The following is a 25,786-nucleotide window of genomic DNA, read 5'->3' on the forward strand; positions in this document are numbered from 1 at the left end:
TATTCATAGAAAAAAAATAGATTTCTTGCTGTCCGTTTGTATCTGTGGGGTAAGATCTGGCGCTTAGGTTTTTTCTTTGCGCTTAAATACTGAAAACAATCCGGTTGGATTTCTGTCTTTGTTAGTATATCTAGTTTCTGAGCTCTTTACAAAGATGTGATAATAAGAAATAGTATGACTACGTGTAAATACGTAATTATACTATTTCTTCTGTAGTTGCTTTGAATGATGTATTGACTTCTAAGGGTTTTTGTGATGTTAGGGAGATGAACCTAACATGCATCGAGTTAGAGTGATACTTGCGGGTATATTATAAATAGACTTACTTTACTAATGAGTGCGCTGTGGGGTGTTAGAAAAGGGTCTAGTGGGGTTGAGTGTTATTTGCCAACGTTTTGTGTAGAATGTGTTTTTATGCATTTTATACAATGTTGTCTGTATTTTTTTCTAATGGTATATTTTTATCTACACAATATTTGTCTATTTCAGAATCACTTTTAAAATAGTAATCGCAAAACTCATCCAACTCTTTTTCAGTTGCATTTACATACCGGTCTGTAGCAGTAAGTAATTTTTCTGTTTGCTCAATGAATTTTGAAATCTGTTCCAATAGTTAGCCAAACATCTTGAATAACATTTGAGGACATTCCGTGACCATCATCCTCAATTATGATTTTTTGATTGGGAGTATTTAAATCAATAAACGTAATTTTTACATTTTGTGCATCTGCGTCATAGGCGTTTTTAACCAATTCGAAGATTGCTAAACTATCACTACCGATAAGCTCATTGCCTAAAAGGCTAAGAATATGGCTTTTTGCTTTTATTTGGTGTGTACTTATTGACATATTAATTCTTTCATTGATTTGGCAATGGCAAACGCCATTAATGGTGGAACGGCATTACCTATTTGCTTAAATGCAGCAGAACGAGAACCTTCAAAATAGAAATCATCAGGGAAAGATTGTAATCTAGCTGCTTCTCGTACAGAAATTGAACGACATTGTTTAATATCTGGATGAATATAATAATGTCCATCTTTTGCAATATGAGCAACTACTGTATGTGAAACTCCATTACCATTTACAACTTTGTATCTATCAGTAAAAGATGTTTCATTTTTATGAGTTTTTAATTCCTTAGGTAAATCGGGATATCTTAAACGTTCCTGACCCTTATTCCATTTATTTATTGCTGTTTTATATATTTTTAAATCACGGTCGTTATGTGGGCGAGAAATATGTTGAGTAACAAAATCAACACCGTTTCTTAATTCAAATTTTTCCAAATATTCATTTTTCGCAATTGTGTATTGAGCAATTTGTAATGCATCTCCTGGTTTTAACTTAGGTAAATCTCGAAAAACATCATTAACAGTAAATTCCTCTAATACTTTTTTTATTTCAGGGAAACCAAAATCATTATTCTTTTTCCAACCAACAATAATTATTCTTTTTCTAGCTTGTAGAACTCCATAATCAGCAGCATTTAGTGTGTCGTGATAGACTTCATAACCGATTTTACGAAAATAGGCTTTGAGATTTTTGAAGTGTTGGCCTTTGTTTGCACTTAATAAACCAGGTACATTTTCAAAAACAAATGCTTTTGGCTCATACTTTTTTAAGAATCTACCGTATTGGATATATAGCTTGTTTCTTGGGTCATTCTCAATATTTTCGTGGTGTCTACCAAGTAAAGAATATGCCTGACAAGGTGGTCCACCGATTATTAAATCTACTTTTTTGTCGATTAAGGTTTTGTCGATTTTTGAGAATATAGATTTTATAGAATCATCAGTAATTTCAATGTTTAAAACAGAATCTAAAATCTTTTTTGGGACTTGGTTATAAAGTTCTTCTCTAGAAATATCTCCCTTTAAATAATCTGTATAATATTCTTCTTTTTTATTTTTTATAAGAAAATGATAAGCGGCTCTAGTTCTTATAGAATCACAGGCATATTTATCCATTTCAATGTGTGAAATTGGGTTTAAACCTGCCTTGATAAAACCTTCGGACAAACCACCTGCACCTGAAAATAAATCTATGAAATTTAGATTTTCCATAATTATTTATTCAGTTTTAAATGTCCATAAACTTTTTCAAGAATCTCATTTGGGTCAGCATCTATTGCCTGTGAGATTAGATATAATTCTTCTGCTTTAAGGTTTGTATCTTCTTTTGTACTGAGATTACTAAGGCGTGATTTGTTAATACCTGTTTTCCTAGCAACTTCAGCCTTATTTATTGATTTGTCAGTAAGATACTTACCAAGAAAAGTCATATATTTTATATTGAGATTGTTCTTCAAAAGTATACAAAAGTTCCGATTTATCCAATTTTTGTAACTAAATAGATAACTATTGTTTCATATCTGATAATTGAGCGGTGGGATAAGGCAAGCTCTTTTTATTTTTTGAGGCACGAAAAAAATGAAATGTGCTTGACTGTGCGGATGGCTTTTCAGCTTGCAGGTAACGTTTCGTGTATGGTGTCGTAGCATCCCGCAGGGTGCTATGCACTATACACATTGTTGTGTTTTCGCGCTTTCTTTTCCGTTCTGTTTGTAGCGTTGGCAAAGGTATACTCTATGACAAGTTTTGGCTCGTGCGGTTGGGTTTTTGAGCGGACTTGGCAATGTGTATGACTTTTGCGTGGGCTTATACACTCAGATTAAATTTTTTGATCTTGTCCAATGATTCATTTACAATTTGTAATCTTTTTAAATCAATATTTTCCTGTTTCTTCATTTTAAGTATAACAGTTTTTACTACACTTATTTCTTTATAACTCAATTTTCCTGTTTGCTCACCTAAGGCAATTACTTTTTTCCAAGTTTCGGAATCAATTAATTTTAAACGATTATAAATAATTGAAGGATCGACCAATTCCTTATCCGATAACTTACTCAATGATTTTATTTTGTCAAAGTCAACATTTTGCTCTAATAGGTTATTGATTATTTTATTTCCATTTCTAATTTCTATATCTGTAAATGATTTTTGAGATTTAAGTTTATTACAAATTGTGAGAGCAAAATTTTCTTGGATTTGAGAAATTACTTTTGTCTCTCTATTGTAAATTGATAATCCATTCCAAAATTTTATTCCTTGTTCATTTATTTTTGATAAAGCATTATATCGTTCGGTTTCTTCTACATCATCAATATTTGATTCATATCTAATTTTGTAGTCCGCAGTTGATATTAGATAAGGTTTTATAATATCTAAATTTACAGGGTGTGATGTGATTTCTTTTAGCTTGGTCCAGTTTTTTTCGCTTTTTGCAGCTTCACTTATCAAAGCAACATCCATATTTTTTAAAAAATCATAAACAAAAACAAGTAACTTTTTCAACTCTACTAGAAAATCTTCTTCAATAGCTTGTCTCCTCCATATTTCACCAAGATTCAGTTTGTTATTAGTAATATGATGTAAATATGATAAAGCATAAGCAACAGTATGTGATTTTATATTTGTATCACCAATGGGGTTCTGATTTTTTCTTCCAAAAAGCTTATCTGTCGATTTAAACAATATTGCATTTGCAACAATATCTTCCCAATAGATTCTTCCTGGCTTATCTTTCTTAAATATCTTTTCTACCTCTTTCATAAAGGCAGTGTAATTTTTCTGTGCCCCTTTAGAAACATGATAAGGTTGTTGTGTCCACAAGTTCATATACTTTGACACATCAGCTTTAATTACAACCTGACTTTTGGGATATTTTAATTTAAAGGCATTTTGCTTACTTTTTGTTGGTTCTTTATTCAATGCTTCTCTGTATTGTCCTTTTACACGCTCAAAGAACCAGATTGTTTGCTTATTTCGATCTTCCTGATCTATTGCATATGTAGTTCTAGATAATTCTTCAAGTCTCTGTAAAAAAGGATTATTGGATGTTAAATCAAGTTCTGAAACTTTATTTTGACTGTTGGCATACCTAGAAATAAAAGGGACTGTTATATTTTTCTTTTCTTCATCTTTTATTACAGTCAATTTCATTTGTACGAAAACATTTGACACATCAGCTTCTTTGTATTTTTTAGCTGTATGAAAAAGTGAAGCAGTAGTCTGACCACCATTTACAATTTGAAAATCTTTAACTGATGTTATTACTTTTTGTCCGTTTTCATTGATTCTTGTTTTCACCTCCTGTGCAGTAGTAGCTAGTCCATTATTGTACGGAAGAAACATATGTGGCTTAAAACGAATAGTATCTCGTATTCCTCTGTTTATTTTCCCAGTTTGCTGCAAAAAAGCTCTTACATTACTTTCAAGTAATCGTGTCCCATAATTTCTGTACATACTAGATAGAATAGTGCCAGGAACTATAGCAAGATAACATTCATATAAATCATTTTTAGAAGGCATTTCAAGACATGGAATTGCTTCTCCCATCATTTCTTCAAAATCAATTTCGATAGGCTCTCTGTTGCCTGTAGATTGAGAAAGTCTATGCAAACGCTCAACATCCCAAATTTTGAAATTTATTAATATTTCTTCCAGACCTTTCAGTTTAAAATTTTGAGGAGGATCATGGGTATATCCCCATTTGTCAGAATAAAAATATTTACTCGGATAATGTTTTTGCTTTGTTTTCGGAGAACAGTAGCCAATCCAAACGCTTCAGATGAGGGCTCTATTTCTTCAAGATGTCCTTTTAATGCTGCATTTATAAAGCCTGTAGACCATTTGAGTATTTTGTCGAACTCAGCTTTTGAAATTCGGTAAATTTCGTTTGTATCCTTGTATGATGAAATAAATATATCTACATTCTCATAACCTTCTTCTAAGGCATAACCATTAATTTTGAACTGAATGTTCTCAAATTTGTTTTCTTTTATATAATGACAGAGTCTAACCCCTTCTGTTTCGTCAGCATCAGCTAACGTTTCCATTACATATTCAGTAAACTTATTCTCTTTAGAATCTCCTGAATCATCAGAATAGACTAGAGACTGTATCTCATGGTAAAGGTTCTGAATGAACAAACCTAATTCGTAATCCGTATTTTTATTATTTGTTTTAACCATGAAATAAATCTTTTAACACACTATCAAAAGTAGTTTCGAAAGCATTACAGCCATTAGGTGAAATTTCATACGATACTTTTGAAATAGCATCATTAATCATTGAAGAAGTTATTTTTGGAAACTTTTCTGTGATATGATAATATTTTTCCGACCTAACTGAATAGCCCGTTTTATCATATTCTACTTCAAGTTCCGATGTAACTCTCATGTATTCAAGTTTAGAATTAAACTCGTTTAATGAACTAGGAGTATGGTTCAATAGACCTCTTATTTCAATAATTAGCTTTAACAGAGTGTTTTTGTCGTCTGGATATTCATTTAGTTTAAAAAAGGCTATATAAAGCTGATTTAACCCTGTAATGTCAAGCTGAAATTCATTTGCAATTTTTATGGTGGGACTATTTGATTTTGAGGTTTTTACTTCAACTGCTTTTCTGTTAAAATAGAAGTCTTGATTCGTAGCCAAAGGTGCTTGCCATGCTTCTATAGTTTTTTTAATATCGGTATTATTGTCAAGCAGTTTTTTGATGAAAAATAGCTCACCAAACAATCCTCTTTGTTGCTGTGGAGTTAATAAATCACTCGAAAATTTCCCAAAAAGTTTCTTCCAGTAATTTATACGATTTGATATAATTAGTAAGACTTCTTCTGAGTTTTTAAGAGGAAGTAATGATTTAATAATATCTTCAATGAATAATATAAAGACATCTGTTAACTCTTCTTCTAAAAGAAGTATTGCTAATTCTCTTTTGTTATTTACAACAAGCAATACTTGAACTTCTACTCCGGAAAAACGCTTTAAATAATTTGGATGAACTTTAATTTCTGATGGTATTTCAACAGAGAATATTTTTGCTTTAGAAAATGAAATAGTCCCTATAAAACAATTTACACCTGTAACTTCTTTTACCTTCTGCCTTATTACTTTTTTTTCAGAAGCGTTTGCCTGTTCAATCCAAATATCCTTTATATTATTCATCATCTGTATCGTCATCTTCTTGTGAATAATCAAATTCAGAGCTAAATGGTCTAGCGGCAAATTCTATTTTTATTTCATTTGGTAATTCAGGTATTATTATTCCAAATCCGATTAATGGGACTTTTTTATCTAAATCAGGAGATATTCTTGGGTCAAAAGGAACCAATACCAGTAAAGGAGTTTGTGCGTCTTTTCTCTTTTGTTTTATTTCTTTTTCGGAAGGGAGATTAGAATCAAATTCTAAATCAATCATTCTCGCTCTTTTGTCAAGAATTGCATTTTTTCCATTTTTAACAGATAATTCTTTCGTTCCATCATCAAAACTACGTGCTGGTAACCCACCAATTATTTTCGTATCCTTTAATTGAAACTCATGAACAAGTGTTTCCAAGCCATGTATAGATTTATCTTTTGCCTTAACTTTTTTGCTTGAATTTAAAATCACAGCAATATTCCATTTATCCAGTTTGTTTTGATTGCTTTGTTTTTCAATGTATTTGCAAATAGTCTCTAAATCATGATAATCCTGTTGGTACGTTAATAAGAAATTAATCACATTCGTTGCGGGAATTGATTTCCACAGAAGTCTATTTTTTTCCTGAATTAATGGGTTTGGTATGTCTTTTATCAGAGATGAAAAGCATTTATAGTTATTCTTTATTACGTTTTTATCTTTATTGAAAATGAAAGTTTGTTTTGTATCACCAGAATAACCAACGTTTATTACTTGATGGTCTCTCATTTTTCCCGCACTTGTGATTTTTAATCTGTTAATAGCGGCCATCCCAGGATGTGTCCTGATTTTTAATTGATATTGTGATGGTGTTTTGTTTTGAGCGGACATATTTTCAAAGTCGGCTTTCATTTCTTCCGTAGCGAGTGTAATATGTTTATACCAGTTTATTAGTTGTTCAGTTGTATATAAACGGCATAAGTCTACATATCCAGGACGATAGCCAAACCAACGGCCCATTTGCATAAGAGAATCATATAAACGGGTTGCTCTTAGATAATAACTAACAGACAATCCTTCAAGAGTAATTCCTCTTGAAAGTCTGTTTCCCCCTACTGCAATTACGGACATTCCATTTTTTTCGTAAAGACTATAATCAATGTCTTCAATATTATGGTATTCAAGTTTTCGGGTATCTTTTGTACCGTGAACAGAGCGCACTTCAATTTTTGTTACAGCATCAATTAATACTGATTTCACTTCAGTCCAAGTGTGTTGCTTAATTTTAGGGTCGTTATAAGAAATGTTATCTACTACATTGTCTGTTGTTGGAATAAAATCATTTTCAAAAAGGTCTTTTAATTCGGTCATTAAATTACCCTGTCCTGAACGAATTTGCATTTTATAATCACGCATTATTTCGTTTAACAACCACGCAACTCTATCAATCCACGCAACATATAAGGCAACATGAACTAGCATAGAATTATGTTTCTTTTCTTGCCCTCTTAATCTTCTTATTGCACATGTAAGGATGAATGACTTAACAGCCTTCTTTAAGCTTGAAGGAACATCATCAGGTAATTCATCTTTATCATCAGTAATTTTTATAGATTTGATTCGTATTGGAAATAAAGGATCTTGATCCTTTATTGACCTGATAATATTTAAGCCTTCAAATTCTTCATCAAAATCATCATTGTCATAACCAAAAACCTGAACAGCACCAACATAATTTGAAGGAGGTGGGATATTAACAATGAAATCTCTAGGGAATAAATCTTCACCAACTTTTAAGCGAACATCTTTAACCATTGTTTCTAAGTTTTCACTCCAGGAGGAAGGAATGAATATATTGGCATAAGGTGTAGCTGTATATCCAATAAAAGTATTTTGATTAAACAGATTCAGTAAGGTTCTAATTAGCCTATTAATTGTTTTTGGCTCGAATTCTGTTCCTGAATTAACAGAAGCATTATCGGCTTCATCATCAATTAGTAACAAAGGAACATCAAATATTTTTCGGTCATTATTTTCATCTTCTGACGCGAAATTATTTAACCAAAGAATCAAGTTTTCTAAAATGCTTTTTTGCTTTTTAATTACTAAAACAGTTGGACTTTGTCCACCTATAGGAACATTAATTCTAGTTGCAATACTTCTGTTGAAATCACCTTTTCCGTCAGAAGATGTAAACGAATAAATTTCTGTTTCTGACTTATATGCACCAACTCCAATTTTATGATTTCTTTGCCTTAAAATAAAATCTGAACTATCTCGACCAATAAAACCTTCATCAATACGATTTTGCGTTTGAGCCCTTAAACTATTGTGTATTCCTGCAATTACAATAATCAATTTATATCCAGCATCTGTTGCCTTATTAATTAAGCCTGTGTAATTCGCTGTTTTCCCGGACTGGACATTTCCGACAACCATTCCTCTTCTGTCCCAACGTCCTTTTGTTTTAGGGTTAACACATCTATCTAAGATTTTATCAGTAATATCATCAATAGTGTCCATTGGAAATGATGAATCCTTTTTATTCATATAGAGCTTGTACCGATTCCATAATTCAGGATTAATTTTTGATTTTACATCATAAAGCCAAGGCATCACATCTTCTGCAACTAAAAGAGTAGCTTCTTTTGAATAAACTTCAAAGTCTGCTTCAAGTTGAGATATTAATTCATCTTTTTTCAGGGTTTCAAACCCCTTCATAAGAAAAATATTTTCAACTTCATCAGCGATAATACTATTTGTGATGTTCTTTCGCTCATATTTTTCTAGTAGCATATGAGCTATATTTCTTGCGCTTTCAAATGGATTCATATTAATTGACGTGTTCTATTAATTGTGGATATTCATTAAAGGGTTCAATATTCAGTATTTGTTTTAAGGCCATTTCTCGATTTACACCTGATTTACTTAGTGAATCGTACATCATTTGTGCTAACAATATCGTTCCTTGCTCAAGCTCTTTCCCTTCATTTCTTAGTTCGATACTTTCGGGATTCTCACTGTAATTCTGTATAATAGCCTCAACAGGGGTAGTTTCACTAATTAACTTCAAAATAGTTTTTACATCATCCTTTTTTATATTTTTTGATGTAAGTATGCGCTCAATAATGGGATGTTCTTTGTTAATATAATATTTCATTGCCCCATCTCTTTTTTTTGTTGCTTTCCAAACAGGCTTGAAATCAAAACTTGTAATTGAATCATCAAGCATTATTTGATTTCCCCGAAAACGATACATATTGGCTGCTAATTGCCTTGTCATTTTACCTAACCTAACTAAATCTTTTCTAACAAAAATGGATGGAGTAGCAGTAGCTTTTTTTATATCAATTTTCCATTCGTGGTCAAGTTTGTTTGGTATGTCAATTAGGATTCGAGCATTTTTGTAATGCTCATTTTTTGTGAAAAGTCCTAACCAATCACCATACAACAAAAGTCTTTCATTACGATAGACATAAAATCCTTGTAATTTATACCAATCTTCTGTTTTTGCTTTAGTTCTAGTTTCCATATCTATCTTAGAAATATGGGGTAATACATAGCATTTTACATGGACATTGTTTTTGTCTAAATACTCATCACTAATAAGTTGTCCACCTTCTTCCTCTTTCATAAAAGGATCCCAAGGAGATATGGATATATCGTTAATCCATAATTTTAATTTCCTTTTTTCTAAGAATCGATGAAAAACCAGACTCAGATGTTCTTCTACTAATGCAAATTCTTCCAAAAACACCTTTCTTGCTGCTTCATTTTCAATATGAGAATTCCCAACTAATCTGTCCAGTTTCTCCCAAAGAACTATAGTTCCAGACTCCTGATTTGAAAGCTTTTCAATGATTTTTTGATTTGAAATATAGTCCAATAAAGTCCACTTACCAGTTTCGTGTACAAAGTCTAAATCCCAACATCTTTTGAGTGTGTTGTATTCTTTTTTCTTTGTTGCTACAGTTAGTACTTTGCATTGAGAAAAAGAAGATGTTTTAAGCCCTAAACCAAACCTCCCTAAATCATTTACATCTCTTTCATCATTTGGGTCTTTACTTCCTGGGGTCATGGCAACAACTAGACTTTCTTTATCCATGCCTTCACCGTCATCCGTAATTGTCACCCATGATTCGCTCCCTTTCCATTCATAATTTATCCAAATATTTTCAGCTTTAGCAGAAATACTATTATCCACAATGTCAGCTATAGCCGTTTGTAAATTGTAACCAAATGCCCTGAAAGTATTAATCATGGCACGCGCCTTTGGAGGCGTTTCTTCTGAAATATATGATGAGTATTTACTCATATTATTTTTTTAATTTCAATAGCAATTTCCTCTGCTAATAACGGAGGAACAGCATTACCTATTTGTTTAAATGCAGCTGTTCGACTTGGCTTATCAGAAACCCCTTCAAAAAAGTAGTCATCAGGAAATGATTGTAGTCTAGCTGCTTCCCTTGGTGTGATTGAACGATTTTGTTTTATATCAGGGTGAATGTAATAATGTCCATCTTTTGCTATGTGAGCAACGACCGTATGACATGAAGATAATTCATCTGCAACAACTTTAAATCTATCAGTAAATGATTTTCTGTTTTTATGTGTTTTTAATCTATTAGGTAAGTCATTGTAGTTTAATCGTTCCTTTTTTTTATCCCATTTATTTATTGCAATTCTATATATTTCTTTGTCTTGTTCATTGTGTGGTCTAGCAATATGTTGAGTTGTAAAATCAATTCCATTTTGGACTTTAGAGGATTGTAAGTACTCCGAAGTTTCCTTTGTGTAAGGAGTTATATAAAATTCTCCTTTTCCTGCTTTTAATTTAGGCAACCCTTTAAAGATTTCATTAACAGTAATTGTAGTTTCTTTCTTTAAGAACTCAGGATAAAAATCAATTTTCTTACCCCTTCTTCCAATTAGAATAACACGCTTTCTTTTTTGTAACACTCCGAAATCATTTGCATTTAGGGTTTTGAATTCAGTTTCATAGCCAATTTTCCTAAAAAGTTTGAGCATTTTGTCAATATACTTTTCGCCTGTTTTGGATTTAGCAGATAGAAGTCCTAGAACATTTTCAAAGACAAATAATTTTGGTTGATATTTTTTTAAATATTCTCCATACTGCACATAAAGGTGGTTTCTATCATCCTCTTTCATTCCGTTTTTATCAGCAGCTCTTCCAATTAGCGAGTATGCTTGACAAGGAGGTCCTCCGACTATAAGGTCAATATCTTTTTCTCCTTTTAATTTATCAATTTGCTCGAAAATACCTTGATTAGTTTCTGATCCAATGGGCTTGTTAATTACTGAATTCATTAAAGTTTCAGGTAATAGACTATAAAGTTCATCTCGGCTAATTTCTCTTCTTAAGTAGTTTAAATAATCTTCTTTCTCATTTCTGGAATTAAGGTAATGATAAGCAGTTCTTGTGAGAAGAGTGTTACATGCGGCTTTATCAATTTCAACATGAGCAATAGCATTAAACCCTTGTCTAATAAATCCTTCCGATAATCCTCCTGCTCCTGAGAATAAGTCAATAAAATTTAATTTCTTTTTCATTTTGTTGAAACTATTAATTCTTTTATCTCTATATCGAGGATTTCTGCAATATGTGATAATACTTCATTAAATGTACTGAACTTTGAATTAAGCACTAAAACCCTCATTGTTTTTATACATTGTTACCTGCTGCCTTTTCTATTTATTCTTACTTTTTGTCGAGATTCACGTTTTCATCCCATTTCATAACAGGTTTCATAAAGTGAATCCAAATCATTGCGAGTATTGGCGACACAAAGCCAAAAAAGCCCCAACCTCCAGTACTTCTATTAAGTTCTTTTGCTTTATTCACGCATACTACTGTTCCAACTATTCTTAATACAAGTTGAATTATAACTACTACTACTCCTTCGTCCATTTTTGATTTATTTAAAATTAATATTTAGTTCGGTTATTGCTCTTTCTTTAAGTTCTGTCAATTTCTTAAAATCTCTTTTATGTTTAGAAATATCTTGAAAAATTTCTTCTGCGAGTTTTTGTTTATCGGCATTTATAAAACGATCAGGATGACAAGTTCTACTTAATTCTTTGTACAAATCTTTAGAACCATTTATACTGTTCATTAAATTGTCCATATCTACGTCCGACTTTTTTGCATTTCGCATTTTATCTTTTGATAAATCTCCAAATTTTAAGTCATTTCCTTTTTTCTTTAGTTTTAAAAAAAGAAAAACAATAATAAAAAATTCAATTATAGCAACCCAAAACCATATTGAAAATGTCGTTGCATCTGTGTTAGAAATTGTCTCAGTAACAACACTATCTGCTTTTACTTGTAGTAATATATTTTTCATAAAATTTTAGTTTAAGAATCCACCAATGTTTGCATAATCTTTTAATGCCCATTTCGCTCCGTTATAACCTTGATTTGCGTGAACTTCTAAAGTGTCCCAACCTAAAGAAATCATTTTTCTTGTAAGTTCTTCGTTGTCTAAAACAACTCTACCAATTTCTATAAGTTCACTTTTTTCAAGACTTCGACCAGAAAGTGCTTTAATTCTAAATCCTCCGCCTAACCATTTTGAAAATGCGTGTTTATAGTTACTGTCTCCTTTTGTGATTTTAGCCTCCAAAAGAGTTGGTGCAATTCCGACAATAAATGAGTTTTTCGCTGCTCGGTTGAAATCTTTTACTAATCGGTATCGTTCAGCCATTTCGCCAAACCATTCATTAACTTCCATTATTTTATACCACATATTTTATTTTTTCTATTTAGTTCGTTTTTTTTAGGTTGCAGGTAACAATAGTATATATAACATATGTTCTATATACTTCTGATATAGGCTATATATAACATATGTTATATATAGCCTATATATTAATTTTTATGAGCCAAGCAGCGCAGTATAAGCCATAGCTTATAAACCTTGTTAGCACAAGTTCTTTATTTTTTAAATCAAGCTACTATGCTTTATGCCTCGTACTTATTTATTAAGGCCAATGTAGTTCTATCTATTTAAAGACCATTACGGTATTCCGTAATGCGTTTTTCCTGTGGTATTGGTTTGGGTTGTAATAACTTGATAAACAGAAAGTTTTGGTCTTTTGTATTCATAGAAAAAAAATAGATTTCTTGCTGTCCGTTTGCATCTGTGGGGCTAAGATCTGGCGCTATTGTTTTTTGGGCCTGCTTAGGTTTTTCGTTTGCGCTTAAGTACTAAAAAAAATCCGGTTGGATTTCTGTCTTTGTTGGTATATCTAGTTCCTGAGCTTTTTACAAAGATGTGATAATCAGCAATAGTATGACTACGTGTAAATACCTAATTTTAACATTTCTTCTGTAGTTGCTTTGAATGATGTATTGACTTTTAAGGGTTTTGGCGATGTTAGCGAAATGAACCTAGCATGTATCGATATCAAAATGCATCGTTTTTAGAGCGATACATGTAGGTATATCAATAAAATAGGATTGCTTTACCAATGAGTGCGCTGTGGGGTGTTAGAAAAGGGTCTAGTGGGGTTAAGTAGGAGGTGAGGTGTTGTTTATGAGATTAAGTTAGCAAAAAGAGTCAAAAAGTGCGGAAATTCGAGAGAATTTCCCATTCCATCTTTAAACATGGTGAATTATACTCGTTGTGCGCCACTGGTTTTTCTGTTTGATTGACTTTTAAAACTACAAAACAAGAAATTTTGTATGGTGTCAAATGGTGTTAAGTGGTCTTCTGTTACACACTTAATTTTATCAAACCCATCTTTCAATTCAGATGTTAATTCGTTTTCATTGTATTGTTTTATTTCGAGGCCACTACATTTTTTAGGACCATTTTTTGAAAAGGTTCCGATTATCAAGAATCCGCTCACAGTTTTTCTTGCGGTTTTCATATATTTTTTTATTTGTTCAGGCGTTGTGAGAAAATGGAAGGCTGCTCTGTCGTGCCAGACATCAAAAGTTATATTTGGTTCAAAGTCTGTAATGTCGCTTACAATCCAATTTACTTTGTTCGCTTTTTCTCCAAGTCGGTTTTTTGCTTTTTCAAGTGATTTAGCCGAAATATCCAGTACAGTAACATTTTCAAATCCTTCGTGAAGCAAGTAATCTACAAGTTTACTATCGCCACCGCCAATATCTATTATTTTTGCAGTCTTCTTTAGTCCGAAAGATTGTATCAACTCTAGCGAAGTTATTGGTGTTTCTTGGGTCCAACTTACTTGGTCTGGATTTTTGGTTTCATAAACGGTCTCCCAATGTTTTTTTCTGTCTAATTTCATAGTTAGGTTCGTTTTTTCAACTTGTTGCTAACGTATAGTACATGGCGCGTTTCAATACGCAATAGACCTTGTTAGCACAAGTTCTTTATTTTTTAAATCAGACCGTTACGCTTTCTGGCTCGTATTTTTTTTATTAAGGCCAATGTAGTCATATCCATTTAAAGTCCATTACGGTAATTCAAAATTCGTTTTTCCTGTGGTATTAGTTCACGTTGTAATCTATTGAGAAACAAAAAGGTTTGGCCTTTTATCTTAACAGAAAGAAAAATAGATTTTATGCTGTCCGTTTATGTCTTACCGAGATAATTAGAGGAGAATGATAACAAAAAAAGCTCAAAGAATCACAAAAGTGAATCTCTGAGCTTAAAATAATAGTGTCTAAAATTAATGAAGAAGAGCGTTGTTTTTTACCTCAGTTCTTTGTTGATAGCTGGTTTTTATATCATTATTTTACAATCAATCTACTTGTACTAGTACCACTATCTGTTGTAATTGTTACCAGGTATACTGCGTTATCAAGTGATGTAATATTTAAACTTGTTACTTGTTGACTAGCTATTGTATTCGTAAGAATTAATCTACCTCTAAGGTCTCTTACCTCTACTAAAGAGATAGCAGCATTAGGAGATACAATAGTTACAAGATCACTGGCTGGGTTAGGATACATTGAAATACTAGATGCTAATACATCTTTAGATCCTAATAATCTATCTTGAAATACAAGGGTAAATCTATTGTTAAACTCCCCTTGATCACTTGTAAAGCTGTAAGCATCTTCATTTAAGTTAGTCACAACTCCTGCTTGAGCATCTATTAGATATGGAGTTGCGTTTAACCAAGCCGCTCCATCTAAATCTGATAATGAAATCTTATAAGTTGTTACTTCTTCAATAATAGATGAGAATCCTAATGCTACGGTCATACCGTTATCAAAAGCTTCTCTAGCTTGCACAGTGTATCCTCTATCACTACCATCAATGTGAGAGTAAATAGAAACTTTAGACGCTATACGTCCACTATCATATTTAATGTCAATACCCGCAGTAGCGTCTGCTACAAACCCTACTAATGTACTTCCAGAAACGTTGTAAGCACTGCTTGTAACACGCAACCAAAGTCTATCTTTAGCAATGGTGTTGTTTCTAAGCGTGGTGTTACCCGTAGTTAATCTCATACTATTGTTAAAGGCTGCTGTCCCTGCTGCGGCAGCAAAAACACCAAAACCTTGAGCTGTTGATATTACTCCATTAGGAGTATTAGTTTCACCTATATCTGATGCTGCAGCTACACCACCTAAACTGTTGTAGAATGATACATCATCCATACTGTAGTTGTTTCCATTAGTTTCTGCTCCAGGATAAGTTGTACTAGGTGCCGTGTTATGCTCCCAGAAATACAATCCATCTATCTGTGGGTTTGCAGATAGGAATACATCTGCATCTATAGCAGATGGATATGGATTAGACAACATGTTAGGGCTTTCTAATGCAGTCACATTAAAACCTAATGTGCTTGTAACAACACCATTGTTTAATGTACCTATGTTATAGTCATAACTAAATATACCACCTGCTCCATTATAGGATGTTTGTGGACGCACAAGGTATCCTTCACCTGCAGATAGAGCACCTGTTTCATACAGATTCCAGTCATCAAGTTCTGCATCTAAGAAATTATAACCAGGAATACCTGCTATACTATTAAAGTTTGCAGTGATGTGAGCTTGAACGTTCCAAGCACTACTCCACACATCACCTCTAGTTTCTCCACTCATTGGGCTACCCATGATCATAAAATCAAGGACTTCTAAAGTAGGAGTATCTACAAGTACTGAGATTGACCCATTATTAGTTACCTCTGCTGTGTCTTCAAGCTGTACTAAACTACCTGTGTGGGCAACAGTAAGAGAACCTGTAGCTTGTACAAGTATATTATTGGTTACATTAATATAGGTGCCAGCTGCAATAGTTAAGTCATTATCAATTTGCAATGCGCAAGCATCAAAAGAACCAGAAGTTGTACTATATGGACCGTCTATTACTACGTATGTGCTAGCATCTGGAGCACCATTACTCCAAGAAGCACCATCCCAAACTGTTGTTCTGCCAGATCCACCGCTTGAAATCGTCAGCGAGACATCATTTAAGCTAAAACCGCCTGTACCTGGGAAAACTTCAGGTATAAATGCATTGATTCTTAACGTAAGTGTCTGATTCAAATATGATTGAAGTAAAATTGTTGGATCAATCGATTGCGAAACCCAGCCTCCTGAATCTGAATTTCCCACAGAGAAATTCTGGGTGTATAAGTTATCTAAAAATACTAACCCGTCAGCATCATAGAGATCAATGGTGAAGCTTCTATCTTGTCCGCTAAAAATATCGATTTGAAAATCCTGCAACCATGAAAGATTAGCATTAGGCACTACCGCGGGAACAACTATTTGTTGTTGAATATAGTAATTGATTGGTACGTAGAAATTATCAAACCCTGTGTAAGCAGCATAGGTGCCACTCGAAACTGGATCACCTGTAGCATTACAATAAGAAATTGAATTAATATCATCGTACACTGTCCAATCTTGACCAGAACAACCTCCGGCCAATACTAAATTTGATCCCGACCATCCAGTTAAATCTCCAGTTTCAAAATTCCCGTTCGTAATAAGTTCAGCCGTACTTAAAGCGCATGCAGCCATATTTTGACAAACTGCCACTGAATTAAGTGTAAATGAAACACTTGAGCTGTTTGAAATAGCTCCGGAAGTTGCATAACTAACTGTGTAATTTCCAGGAGTACTCGCTGATAAATCAACCTCTCCTGTTTCGGTACTAATAAATACTAATCCAGCAGTACTTGAGAATGTTCCACCTCCTAAGCCTATAATAGTCGGTGTAGGATCAGAATCATCAATACAATAAGTGGCAGCATCATACGTAAAATGCGTTGTGTTTAATTCTACTTCTACAGCATTAACAATTTCGTTTGTAGCATTGTTAATTATCATTGCTACAAGATGAATTTCATCTTGATTTTGCCACGCAGGCAATGTATATGTAAATGTATGTGTATATGGTGTATTATACGTTACTGATGATGGAATTACACCAGCAACACCACCAAAACCACCAAGTAATGCACGGCCAACATGATTATACACCATTGAAGCTGCCGTAACAGGATCAGGAAGGTCTCTCCAATTTATACCTTCCCAATCAATTAAATCATTACTACCACCTGAGTAATAGTTGTGTTGATTATACCCATTACCTGTTCCAGTTACTCCATTTTCTACAACGACCACTGAAACATTATAATTTGTAGATCCCAAATCTAATGCAAATTTAGCGCTAAGATCTACACTAATTTCTCTAGTAGCTAAATCCCAGGTGCTATTAGTTATTTCAACTTTAGCCACGGGAACCTTAATTATATTTGCTAGATAGGCTGTTTCTATTATTTCAAAATCTGCATATACAGGGCTTGGTTCTCTATTAAATAAACCAGATTGTACACCAGTAAGTTGAGAACCAATCGCAGCATCATAACTTGTTAACCTCATTGGGTTATAGGGGCCGCTTTGAACTGCAATTCCAATAAAGCTTCCGTCATTATAATAATGGTACATGTCTTTTAGACCTACAATACCTTCAGGGCAATATCCACACCATGTATTTGTTGATTCTTCATAAACAACAGCCTTTTCAAATATTTCGCTTACAACAAACATTGGTTGTGTTAATGAATTATTCGTTAAATCAGAATCCGTATTCCCATTTACGTTCGATATAGTTACTTCTAAAGATCGAGTGCCATAAGGAGCAGAACTCCAGAGTGTGGGATGTGTAAAGCTATAGTTTGCACCAGGCGCGATATTTAATCCTGTTATAGCAAATGTATTGAATGCTCCTCCATCTATTGCCCAGTTTACATCTAAAGCAGTTATAGCGTTAATACCATTGTTTTTAATATCACCTGTCATAGTCACAGATGTACTTAACGAATGTACATCATACATTGTTAAAGCTGCTAATTTGGCATCATTATACTTTGTGTTACCAATTGTGATATTATCAATTAACAACGCATTCATATCCGTCGTATTAAAATGACGGAAGGTCAAATAAACAATTTGTCCAACAAATGCAGATACATCTATAGCGTGCGTAAACACATCACCAGAGGGTAATATTTCGCTAAATAAGGGTGAAGAGTTGGTGATTAATGCGGGATCTGGAGAAGTCGTAAGGTAAACACTATACTCTTCAGCAAAGTTAGATGTATTGAATGAACCTGCGGTAAATTTCAAAAACAATTCATAGGGATTGGCAGTTGTTAAATCAATCGCTATTGACGTCAAAAAATTATTAGGAAATAATGGATCTCCGGTATCAGTATTCTTTGAAAATGAAGCAACAGTAAGAGTTTCTAATTCTGGAAAAACACTAGAAATATTTTCATATTCCCAGGAATAACCATCACCATCAACATCAGTGTTAGTCCAACTTGGATTATCTAGGTTTGTATCCTCGAAATCCTCAGAAAAGTAAGGTTCACTTAGGCCATAAACGGTTATAGGTTGTGTTATTGAATTATTAAGGAGATCAGGATCTGCAGTGCCATTGATATTTGATACATTTACCTCTAAAGATCGCTCTCCTAATGGGTTTGCATCCCATGTTGTAGGATGCGTAAAGCTATACGTTTCGCCAGGAGCAATATTTAAGCCTGTTAAGGCATATGTATTAGACGCTCCGCCGTCAATTGTCCAATTTACATCTAAAGATGTAATGGCATTTGCGCCATAATTTTTAACATCACCAGTAATAGTTACAACGTCGTTTATTAAAGAGGCATCGGTTGTTGTTAATGCTTCTAATTTGGCATCGTTCGTAAAATTCGTTGTGTTTAATTCTACTTCTACAGCATTAACAATTTCGTTTGTAGCATTGTTAATTATCATTGCTACAAGATGAATTTCATCTTGATTTTGAGACGCAGGCAATGTATATGTAAATGTATGTGTATATGGTGTATTATACGTTACTGATGATGGAATTACACCAGCAATACCACCAAAACCACCAAGTAATGCACGGCCAACATGATTATACACCATTGAAGCTGCCGTAACTGGATGAGGAAGGTCTCTCCAATTTATACCTTCCCAATCAATTAAATCATTACTACCACCTGAGTAAAAGTTTGCTTGTTTATAACCATCATCTGTTCCAGTTACTCCATTTTCTACAACGACCACTGAAACATTATAATTTGTAGATCCCAAATCTAATGCAAATTTAGCGCTAAGATCTACACTAATTTCTCTAGTAGCTGAATTCCAGGTGCTATTAGTTATTTCAACTTTAGCCACGGGAACCTTAATTATATTTGCTAGATAGGCTGTTTCTATTAAGTCAAAATCTGCACTTACAGGCGTTGGTTCTCTATTAAATAAACCAGATGGTACACCAGTAAGTTGAGAACCAATTGCAGCATCATAACTTGTTAACCTCATTGGGTTAGAGGGGCCGTTTTGAACTGCAATTCCAATAAAGCTTCCGTCATTATAATAATGGTACATGTCTTTTAGACCTACAATACCTTTAGGGCAAAATCCACACCATGTACCTGTCCATTCTTCATAAACAACAGCCTTTTCAAATATTTCGCTTACAACAAACATTGGTTGTGTTAATGAATTATTCGTTAAATCAGAATCCGTATACCCATTTACGTTCGATATAGTTACTTCTAAAGATCGAGTGCCATAAGGAGCAGAACTCCAGAGTGTGGGATGTGTAAAGCTATAGTTTGCACCAGGCGCGATATTTAATCCTGTTATAGCAAATGTATTGAATGCTCCTCCATCTATTGCCCAGTTTACATCTAAAGCAGTTATAGCGTTAACTCCATTGTTTTTAATATCACCTGTCATAGTCACAGATGCACTTAACGAATGTACATCATACATTGTTAGAGCTGCTAATTTGGCATCATTATACTTTGTGTTACCAATTGTGATATTATCAATTAACAACGCATTCATATCCGTCGTATTAAAATGACGGAAGGTCAAATAAACAATTTGTCCAACAAATGCAGATACATCTATAGCGTGCGTAAACACATCACCAGAGGGTAATATTTCGCTAAATAGGGGTGAAGAGTTGGTGATTAATGCGGGATCTGGAGAAGTCGTAAGGTAAACACTATACTCTTCAGCAAAGTTAGATGTATTGAATGAACCTGCGGTAAATTTCAAAAACAATTCATAGGGATTGGCAGTTGTTAAATCAATCGCTGTTGACGTCAAAAAATTATTAGGAAATAATGGATCTCCGGTATCAGTATTCTTTGAAAATGAAGCAACAGTAAGAGTTTCTAATTCTGGAAAAACACTAGAAATATTTCCATATCCCCAGGAATAACCATCACCATCAACATCAGTGTTAGTCCAAGTTGGATTATCTAAGTTTGTATCCTCGAAATCCTCAGAAAAGTAAGGTTCACTTAGGCCATAAACGGTTATAGGTTGTGTTATTGAATTATTAAGGAGATCAGGATCTGTAGTACCATTGATATTTGATACATTTACCTCTAAAGATCGCTCTCCTAATGGGTTTGCATCCCATGTTGTAGGATGCGTAAAGCTATACGTTTCTCCAGGAGCAATATTTAAGCCTGTTAAGGCATATGTATTGGACGCTCCGCCGTCAATTGTCCAGTTTACATCTAAAGATGTAATGGCATTTGCGCCATTATTTTTAACATCACCAGTAATAGTTACAACGTTATTTATTAAAGAGGCATCGGTTGTTGTTAATGCTTCTAATTTAGCATCGTTATCTAATAAGGACTTAATTGTAATATTATCAATTAACAAAAGATTCTCATCAACTGTGTTGAAATGACGGAATGTTAAATAAACAGTTTGCCCAGCATATGCAGATATATCTACAACACGAGTAAACAAGCCATGAGAAGTCAAAACTTCGTTAAATACAGCTGGAGACGTAATAATTGTTGCAGGATCTGTAGACGTCGTAATATAAACACTATACTCATCGGTAAAGTAATCTGGATCTACTCCACCCGTAGTGAATTCTAGAATTAAGTTAGAAGCAGAAGCAGAGGATAAGTCAATCGCACTGGATGTTAAAAAGTTATCTGGAGTTAAGGGGGTTTGAGTATCGTGGTTCCATGAAAATGAACCAGCAGTGCCAGCTTCTAGCTCTGGAAAGGAAAAAGACCAATCTACACTAATCCAGTTATGACCATCACCATCAACATCTGTTATAGTCCATCCTGTTAAGGCTTCAACTGTATTAAAATTCTCAGAAAAGTGTGTTTGTGCATTTACGCCATATGTCAGTAAGGCAATAACAAATAATAATTTATTCATTTATTTAGGGATGTTAGGGTGTTAGGCTATTGTGAAACAGGGTATTAGCCTTTTAAGGTCGTAAAGATATATTTTAATATTTATCAAACACTTATTAATGGTAAATATGATTAAATAAATAGTAAATATGATTAAAAATCATATTTCAACCTATGCTTTTAAGCAATAACTATTGCAACTAAATATTGGAAAATCTTTAGTGTTTTTCAGGCCTGGTTAGGTTTTTTCTTTCTCTTAAAAACTGAAAAATAATCTGATTGGATTTCTGTTTTTTTTATAATATGTTGATTATGATCTTATTAAAAAAAAAGAGGGGATGATAAAAATTAAAAGAACCACGATAAATTCGTGTTTTAAAAAAAAAACAGGTTTTTATACCTAATCGTACTATTTCTTCTTTAGTTGCTTTGAATGATGTATTGACTTCTAAGGGTTTTGGTGATGTTAGCGTAATGAACTTAGAATTCATCGATATCAAAATGCATCGATTTAGAGCGATACTTGCGGGTATATCAATAAATAGGCTTGCTTTACTAATGAGTGCGCTGTGGGGTGTTAGAAAAGGGTCTATTGGGGTTGAGTAGGGGGTGAGGTTTAGTGTATGAGATTAAGTTAATAAAAAGAGTCAAAAAGTGCGGAAATTCGAGAGAATTTCCCATTCCATCTTTAAACATGGTGAATTATACTCGTTGTGAGCCACTGGTTTTTCAGTTTGATTGTCTTTTAAAACTACAAAACAAGAAATTTTGTATGGTGTCAAATGGTGTTAAGTGGTCTTCAGTTACACACTTAATTTTATCAAACCCATCTTTCAATTCAGATGTTAATTCGTTTTCATTGTATTGTTTTATTTCGAGGCCACTACATTTTTTAGGACCATTTTTTGAAAAGGTTCCGATTATCAAAAATCCGCTCACAGCTTTTCTTGCGGTTTTCATATATTTTTTTATTTGTTCAGGCGTTGTGAGAAAATGGAAGGCTGCTCTGTCGTGCCAGACATCAAAAGTCATATTTGGTTCAAAGTCTGTAATGTCGCTTACAATCCAATTTACTTTGTTCGCTTTTTCTCCAAGTCGGTTTTTTGCTTTTTCAAGTGATTTAGCCGAAATATCAAGTACAGTAACATTTTCAAATCCTTCGTGAAGCAAGTAATCTACAAGTTTACTATCACCGCCGCCAATATCTATTATTTTTGCAGTCTTCTTTAGTCCGAAAGATTGTATCAACTCTAGCGAAGTTATTGGTGTTTCTTGGGTCCAACTTACTTGGTCTGGATTTTTGGTTTCATAAACGGTCTCCCAATGCTTCTTCCTATCTAATTCCATTGTTCAATAGATTTTCAGTTTGTAGCGAGCGGTTAGTATCGAGTTAATTGGGAGTTTTGAAACCCAATTTCCTCCAGACTGCAACGATACGGAAAGAGCAGTATGGTCTGGGTGGGTCGGTTTCGCCTATTAAATTTATACAGTGTTTTAGCCAGTGCTTTCTTTTATATAAGAAGGTCTACAATCATTTTTCATTGGTCAGAAGGCCTTTATTTTGTGCGAAACACTTACAGTTTTTTAAATATTTCGATGAACTTTTCTTTGGAAACGGGTTTAATAATGAAGTCGGTAACAAAACTTATACTTTTTGCCTTGGCAATATCAAATGGTGATATGGAGGATGAAACAATATAAATAGTAATCTTTCTGTCCAGCTTTGGGCTAAGCAGTATGTATTCTTCAAGAAATTCCCATCCATCCATTACAGGCATGGAAAGGTCAAGAAGAATTATTTCAGGCAGGGTATCGCGATTGGCTGCATTGTTCTTTAAAAAATCTATCGCATCCAAGCCGTTTTCAAAAACTTTAATCGTCTCAACAAGATCTGTCTGTTCTATGGTTTTTTTGACCAAGAAAGTATAGATTTTATCGTCATCAACGATTCCAAGCGTTTTAACTTTATTCATGTATTTTGGGTTTTAAATTCAATAAAAAATGTACTGCCTATATTAGGCATACTCGTGGCCCATATTTTTCCGCCGATTGCCTCCACCTGTGTTTTGACCAGGTACAAGCCGAATCCTCTAGCCTCTGGGTGCTTATGAAATGTTTTTCTTATTTTAAAAAGATTGTCTTGATGCTTTATTAAGTCGATTCCCAAACCATTGTCAGCAACAGATAAGATAATGTTTCCGTTTACTTTTTCTAGCTTAATTTTGACAACAGGTTTTCTATCCGGTGATTTATATTTCAAGGTGTTACTAATAAGGTTTGTAAGTATACTCTCTATATATTTCCTCGGATTATAAAACTCATGGACATCATTAAAATTTATTTGAATATCTGCCTCGTAGGCTTCAATCTCAGATCTAAATCCGATAAGAATACGATCTAAACAGTCTTTCAAAATTATCTTGTCCGATCTTATTTCAGTGTCCTGCTTTATCTGAACCGATTCCACCAATTCGTTAAACACTTGATTTAAATGGTTGGTTACAAGTTTTGTTTTTTTCAACAGGTCTTTTCGTTCCTCTTCATCCTTGCTCTCCCGCAGGTAATCAACCAGTATGGAAATATTTACAAGCGGTGCTCTTAAATTATGAGACACAATGTTGCAGAAATCAATAAGCTGTCGGTTTGCAATTTCTAATTCAGCGGTTCTTTTCGTCTTCTCTTCATTCTGAAATGCCAGCTCTTTATTTGCAATTTCTAATTCAGCGGCTCGCTTCGTCTTCTCTTCATTCTGAAATACCAGCTCTTTATTCGCAATTATTAATTCAGCGGCTCTTTTCTTCTTCTCTTTTTTCTGAAATACCCGTTCTTTTTTTGCAATTTTTAATTCAGCGGCCCGTTTCTTCTTCTGTTTTTTCTGAAATACCAGCTCTTTATTTGCAACTATTAATTCAGCGGCCCTTTTTGTCTTCTCTTCCTTCTGAAATAACCGTTCTTCTTTTGCAATTTCTAATTCAGCGGCTCGTTTCGTCTTCTCTTCCTTCTGAAATGCCAGCGCTTTTTTTGCAATTTCTAATTCAGCGATTCTTTTCGACTTCTGTTTATTCAGAAATACCCGTTCTTCTTTAGCAATTTCTAATTCAGCGGCCCGTTTCTTCTTCTCTTCCTTCTGAAATACCAGCTTTTTATTCGCAATTTCTAATTCAGCGGCTCGTTTCGTCTTCTCTTCCTTCTGAAATAACAGCTCTTTTTTTGCAAGTACTAATTCAGCGGCCCGTTTCGTCTTCTGTTTATTCTGAAATACCCGTTCTTCTTTTACAATTTCCAATTCAGCGGCTCGTTTCGTCTTCTCTTCCTTCTGAAATACCAGCTCTTTTTTTGCAAATACTAATTCAGCGGCTCGTTTCTTCTTCTCTTCCTTCTGAAATGCCAGCTCTTTTTTTGCAATTTCTAATTCAGCGGCTCGTTTCGTCTTCTGTTTATTCTGAAATACCCGTTCTTCTTTTACAATTTCCAATTCAGAGACTCGTTTCGTCTTCTCTTCCTTCTGAAATGCCAGCTCTTTTTTTGCAATTTCTAATTCAGTGGCTCGTTTCGTCTTCTCTTCCTTCTGAAATACCAGCTCTTTATTTGCAATTTCTAATTCAGCGGCTCGTTTCGTCTTCTGTTTATTCTGAAATACCCGTTCTTCTTTTACAATTTCCAATTCAGAGGCTCGTCTCGTCTTCTCTTCCTTCTGAAATGCCAGCTCTTTTTTTGCAATTTCTAATTCAGTGGCTCGTTTTGTCTTCTCTTCCTTTTGAAATACCAGCTTCTTCGTTATTGCAATTAATTCGGTTTTAAGTGCATCTACTTCTTCCTGTTTTTCTTTAGTATTTTGATCTGTCCGAGTCATTTTAGTTCAATTAAGCATTGGTTTTGGGAATATTTTCTATAAAGGCGTTTTTTAGCATTAAATATTAGGTTCAGTGTACAGGCGTTAGCGTGTTTCGTTACACACCACATTCAAACGGGTGCTTCTCATTGGAAAACCCGGAGGGTTTTTAAAGTAAGGCAGTATAAGCCATTGCTTATACTGCCTTTTGGCACACGTTTTTTTTAAGACAGACTGGTACACTTTCTGGTCCATACTTTTTTCTTAAGGGCTAATATAGTCATATCAATTTAAAGTTCGTTACCGTTTTATTTATCACGTTTTC

General features: G+C 33.8%; 18 protein-coding genes. All 18 read right to left on the bottom strand.

Annotation, left to right across the window (positions count from 1 at the left end; translation table 11 throughout):
* Positions 1–421: 421 nt before the first annotated feature.
* The 18 genes from ABXT71_RS08525 to ABXT71_RS08610 all read right to left on the bottom strand — a co-directional run bounded on the left by ABXT71_RS08525 (position 422) and on the right by ABXT71_RS08610 (position 25,482).
* Positions 422–610 carry a hypothetical protein gene (locus tag ABXT71_RS08525; protein ID WP_415370906.1) on the bottom strand — a complete coding sequence of 63 codons (189 nt, stop codon included), beginning with the start codon at positions 608–610 and terminating at the stop codon, positions 422–424.
* Positions 585–848, bottom strand: a complete 264-nt coding sequence (locus ABXT71_RS08530; RefSeq protein WP_415370907.1) for an ATP-binding protein — start codon at positions 846–848, stop codon at positions 585–587. The genes ABXT71_RS08525 and ABXT71_RS08530 overlap by 26 nt, the downstream gene beginning before the upstream one ends.
* On the bottom strand, positions 839–2,065 hold the full coding sequence (locus ABXT71_RS08535; protein ID WP_415370908.1) for a DNA cytosine methyltransferase: 1,227 nt from the start codon (positions 2,063–2,065) through the stop codon (positions 839–841). The genes ABXT71_RS08530 and ABXT71_RS08535 overlap by 10 nt, the downstream gene beginning before the upstream one ends.
* A 2-nt stretch (positions 2,066–2,067) precedes the next feature.
* Positions 2,068–2,310 carry a helix-turn-helix domain-containing protein gene (locus tag ABXT71_RS08540; protein ID WP_415370909.1) on the bottom strand — a complete coding sequence of 81 codons (243 nt, stop codon included), beginning with the start codon at positions 2,308–2,310 and terminating at the stop codon, positions 2,068–2,070.
* Positions 2,311–2,659: 349 nt separating this feature from the next.
* On the bottom strand, positions 2,660–4,462 hold the full coding sequence (locus ABXT71_RS08545; RefSeq protein ID WP_415370910.1) for an AIPR family protein: 1,803 nt from the start codon (positions 4,460–4,462) through the stop codon (positions 2,660–2,662).
* A gap of 50 nt (positions 4,463–4,512) precedes the next feature.
* Entirely contained in the window at positions 4,513–5,034 is a 522-nt protein-coding gene (locus ABXT71_RS08550) for a hypothetical protein (RefSeq protein ID WP_415370911.1), read from the bottom strand.
* The gene (locus tag ABXT71_RS08555; RefSeq protein ID WP_415370912.1) at positions 5,027–6,016 is read right to left on the bottom strand and encodes a PD-(D/E)XK motif protein; all 990 of its coding nucleotides are present in this window, start codon (positions 6,014–6,016) and stop codon (positions 5,027–5,029) included. Before ABXT71_RS08555 ends, ABXT71_RS08550 begins: the two co-directional genes overlap by 8 nt.
* The gene (locus ABXT71_RS08560) at positions 6,006–8,798 is read right to left on the bottom strand and encodes a Z1 domain-containing protein (RefSeq protein WP_415370913.1); all 2,793 of its coding nucleotides are present in this window, start codon (positions 8,796–8,798) and stop codon (positions 6,006–6,008) included. Before ABXT71_RS08560 ends, ABXT71_RS08555 begins: the two co-directional genes overlap by 11 nt.
* Before the next feature lies 1 nt (position 8,799).
* Positions 8,800–10,281: an ATP-binding protein gene (locus ABXT71_RS08565; protein ID WP_415370914.1), complete on the bottom strand. Its 1,482-nt coding sequence runs from the start codon at positions 10,279–10,281 to the stop codon at positions 8,800–8,802.
* Complete coding sequence (locus ABXT71_RS08570) at positions 10,278–11,537, bottom strand: DNA cytosine methyltransferase (protein ID WP_415370915.1); 1,260 nt, start codon at positions 11,535–11,537, stop codon at positions 10,278–10,280. The genes ABXT71_RS08565 and ABXT71_RS08570 overlap by 4 nt, the downstream gene beginning before the upstream one ends.
* 148 nt (positions 11,538–11,685) lie before the next feature.
* Positions 11,686–11,895: a hypothetical protein gene (locus ABXT71_RS08575; RefSeq protein ID WP_415370916.1), complete on the bottom strand. Its 210-nt coding sequence runs from the start codon at positions 11,893–11,895 to the stop codon at positions 11,686–11,688.
* Between the two features lie 7 nt (positions 11,896–11,902).
* Positions 11,903–12,331: a hypothetical protein gene (locus ABXT71_RS08580; protein WP_415370917.1), complete on the bottom strand. Its 429-nt coding sequence runs from the start codon at positions 12,329–12,331 to the stop codon at positions 11,903–11,905.
* Between the two features lie 6 nt (positions 12,332–12,337).
* On the bottom strand, positions 12,338–12,733 hold the full coding sequence (locus ABXT71_RS08585) for a hypothetical protein (protein WP_415370918.1): 396 nt from the start codon (positions 12,731–12,733) through the stop codon (positions 12,338–12,340).
* A gap of 868 nt (positions 12,734–13,601) precedes the next feature.
* Positions 13,602–14,246 (bottom strand): class I SAM-dependent methyltransferase, encoded by a 645-nt coding sequence (locus ABXT71_RS08590; RefSeq protein WP_415370919.1) that lies wholly within the window; start codon positions 14,244–14,246, stop codon positions 13,602–13,604.
* A 445-nt stretch (positions 14,247–14,691) separates the two neighbouring features.
* Positions 14,692–21,651, bottom strand: a complete 6,960-nt coding sequence (locus ABXT71_RS08595; protein WP_415370920.1) for a choice-of-anchor J domain-containing protein — start codon at positions 21,649–21,651, stop codon at positions 14,692–14,694.
* Positions 21,652–22,358: 707 nt separating this feature from the next.
* On the bottom strand, positions 22,359–22,976 hold the full coding sequence (locus tag ABXT71_RS08600) for a class I SAM-dependent methyltransferase (protein WP_415370921.1): 618 nt from the start codon (positions 22,974–22,976) through the stop codon (positions 22,359–22,361).
* Positions 22,977–23,203: 227 nt separating this feature from the next.
* Positions 23,204–23,602: a response regulator gene (locus ABXT71_RS08605; protein ID WP_415370922.1), complete on the bottom strand. Its 399-nt coding sequence runs from the start codon at positions 23,600–23,602 to the stop codon at positions 23,204–23,206.
* Complete coding sequence (locus tag ABXT71_RS08610) at positions 23,599–25,482, bottom strand: ATP-binding protein (protein ID WP_415370923.1); 1,884 nt, start codon at positions 25,480–25,482, stop codon at positions 23,599–23,601. Before ABXT71_RS08610 ends, ABXT71_RS08605 begins: the two co-directional genes overlap by 4 nt.
* Positions 25,483–25,786: the final 304 nt, after the last annotated feature.

The sequence above is a fragment of the Patiriisocius sp. Uisw_047 genome (assembly GCF_047730165.1).
Classification (GTDB): domain Bacteria; phylum Bacteroidota; class Bacteroidia; order Flavobacteriales; family Flavobacteriaceae; genus Patiriisocius.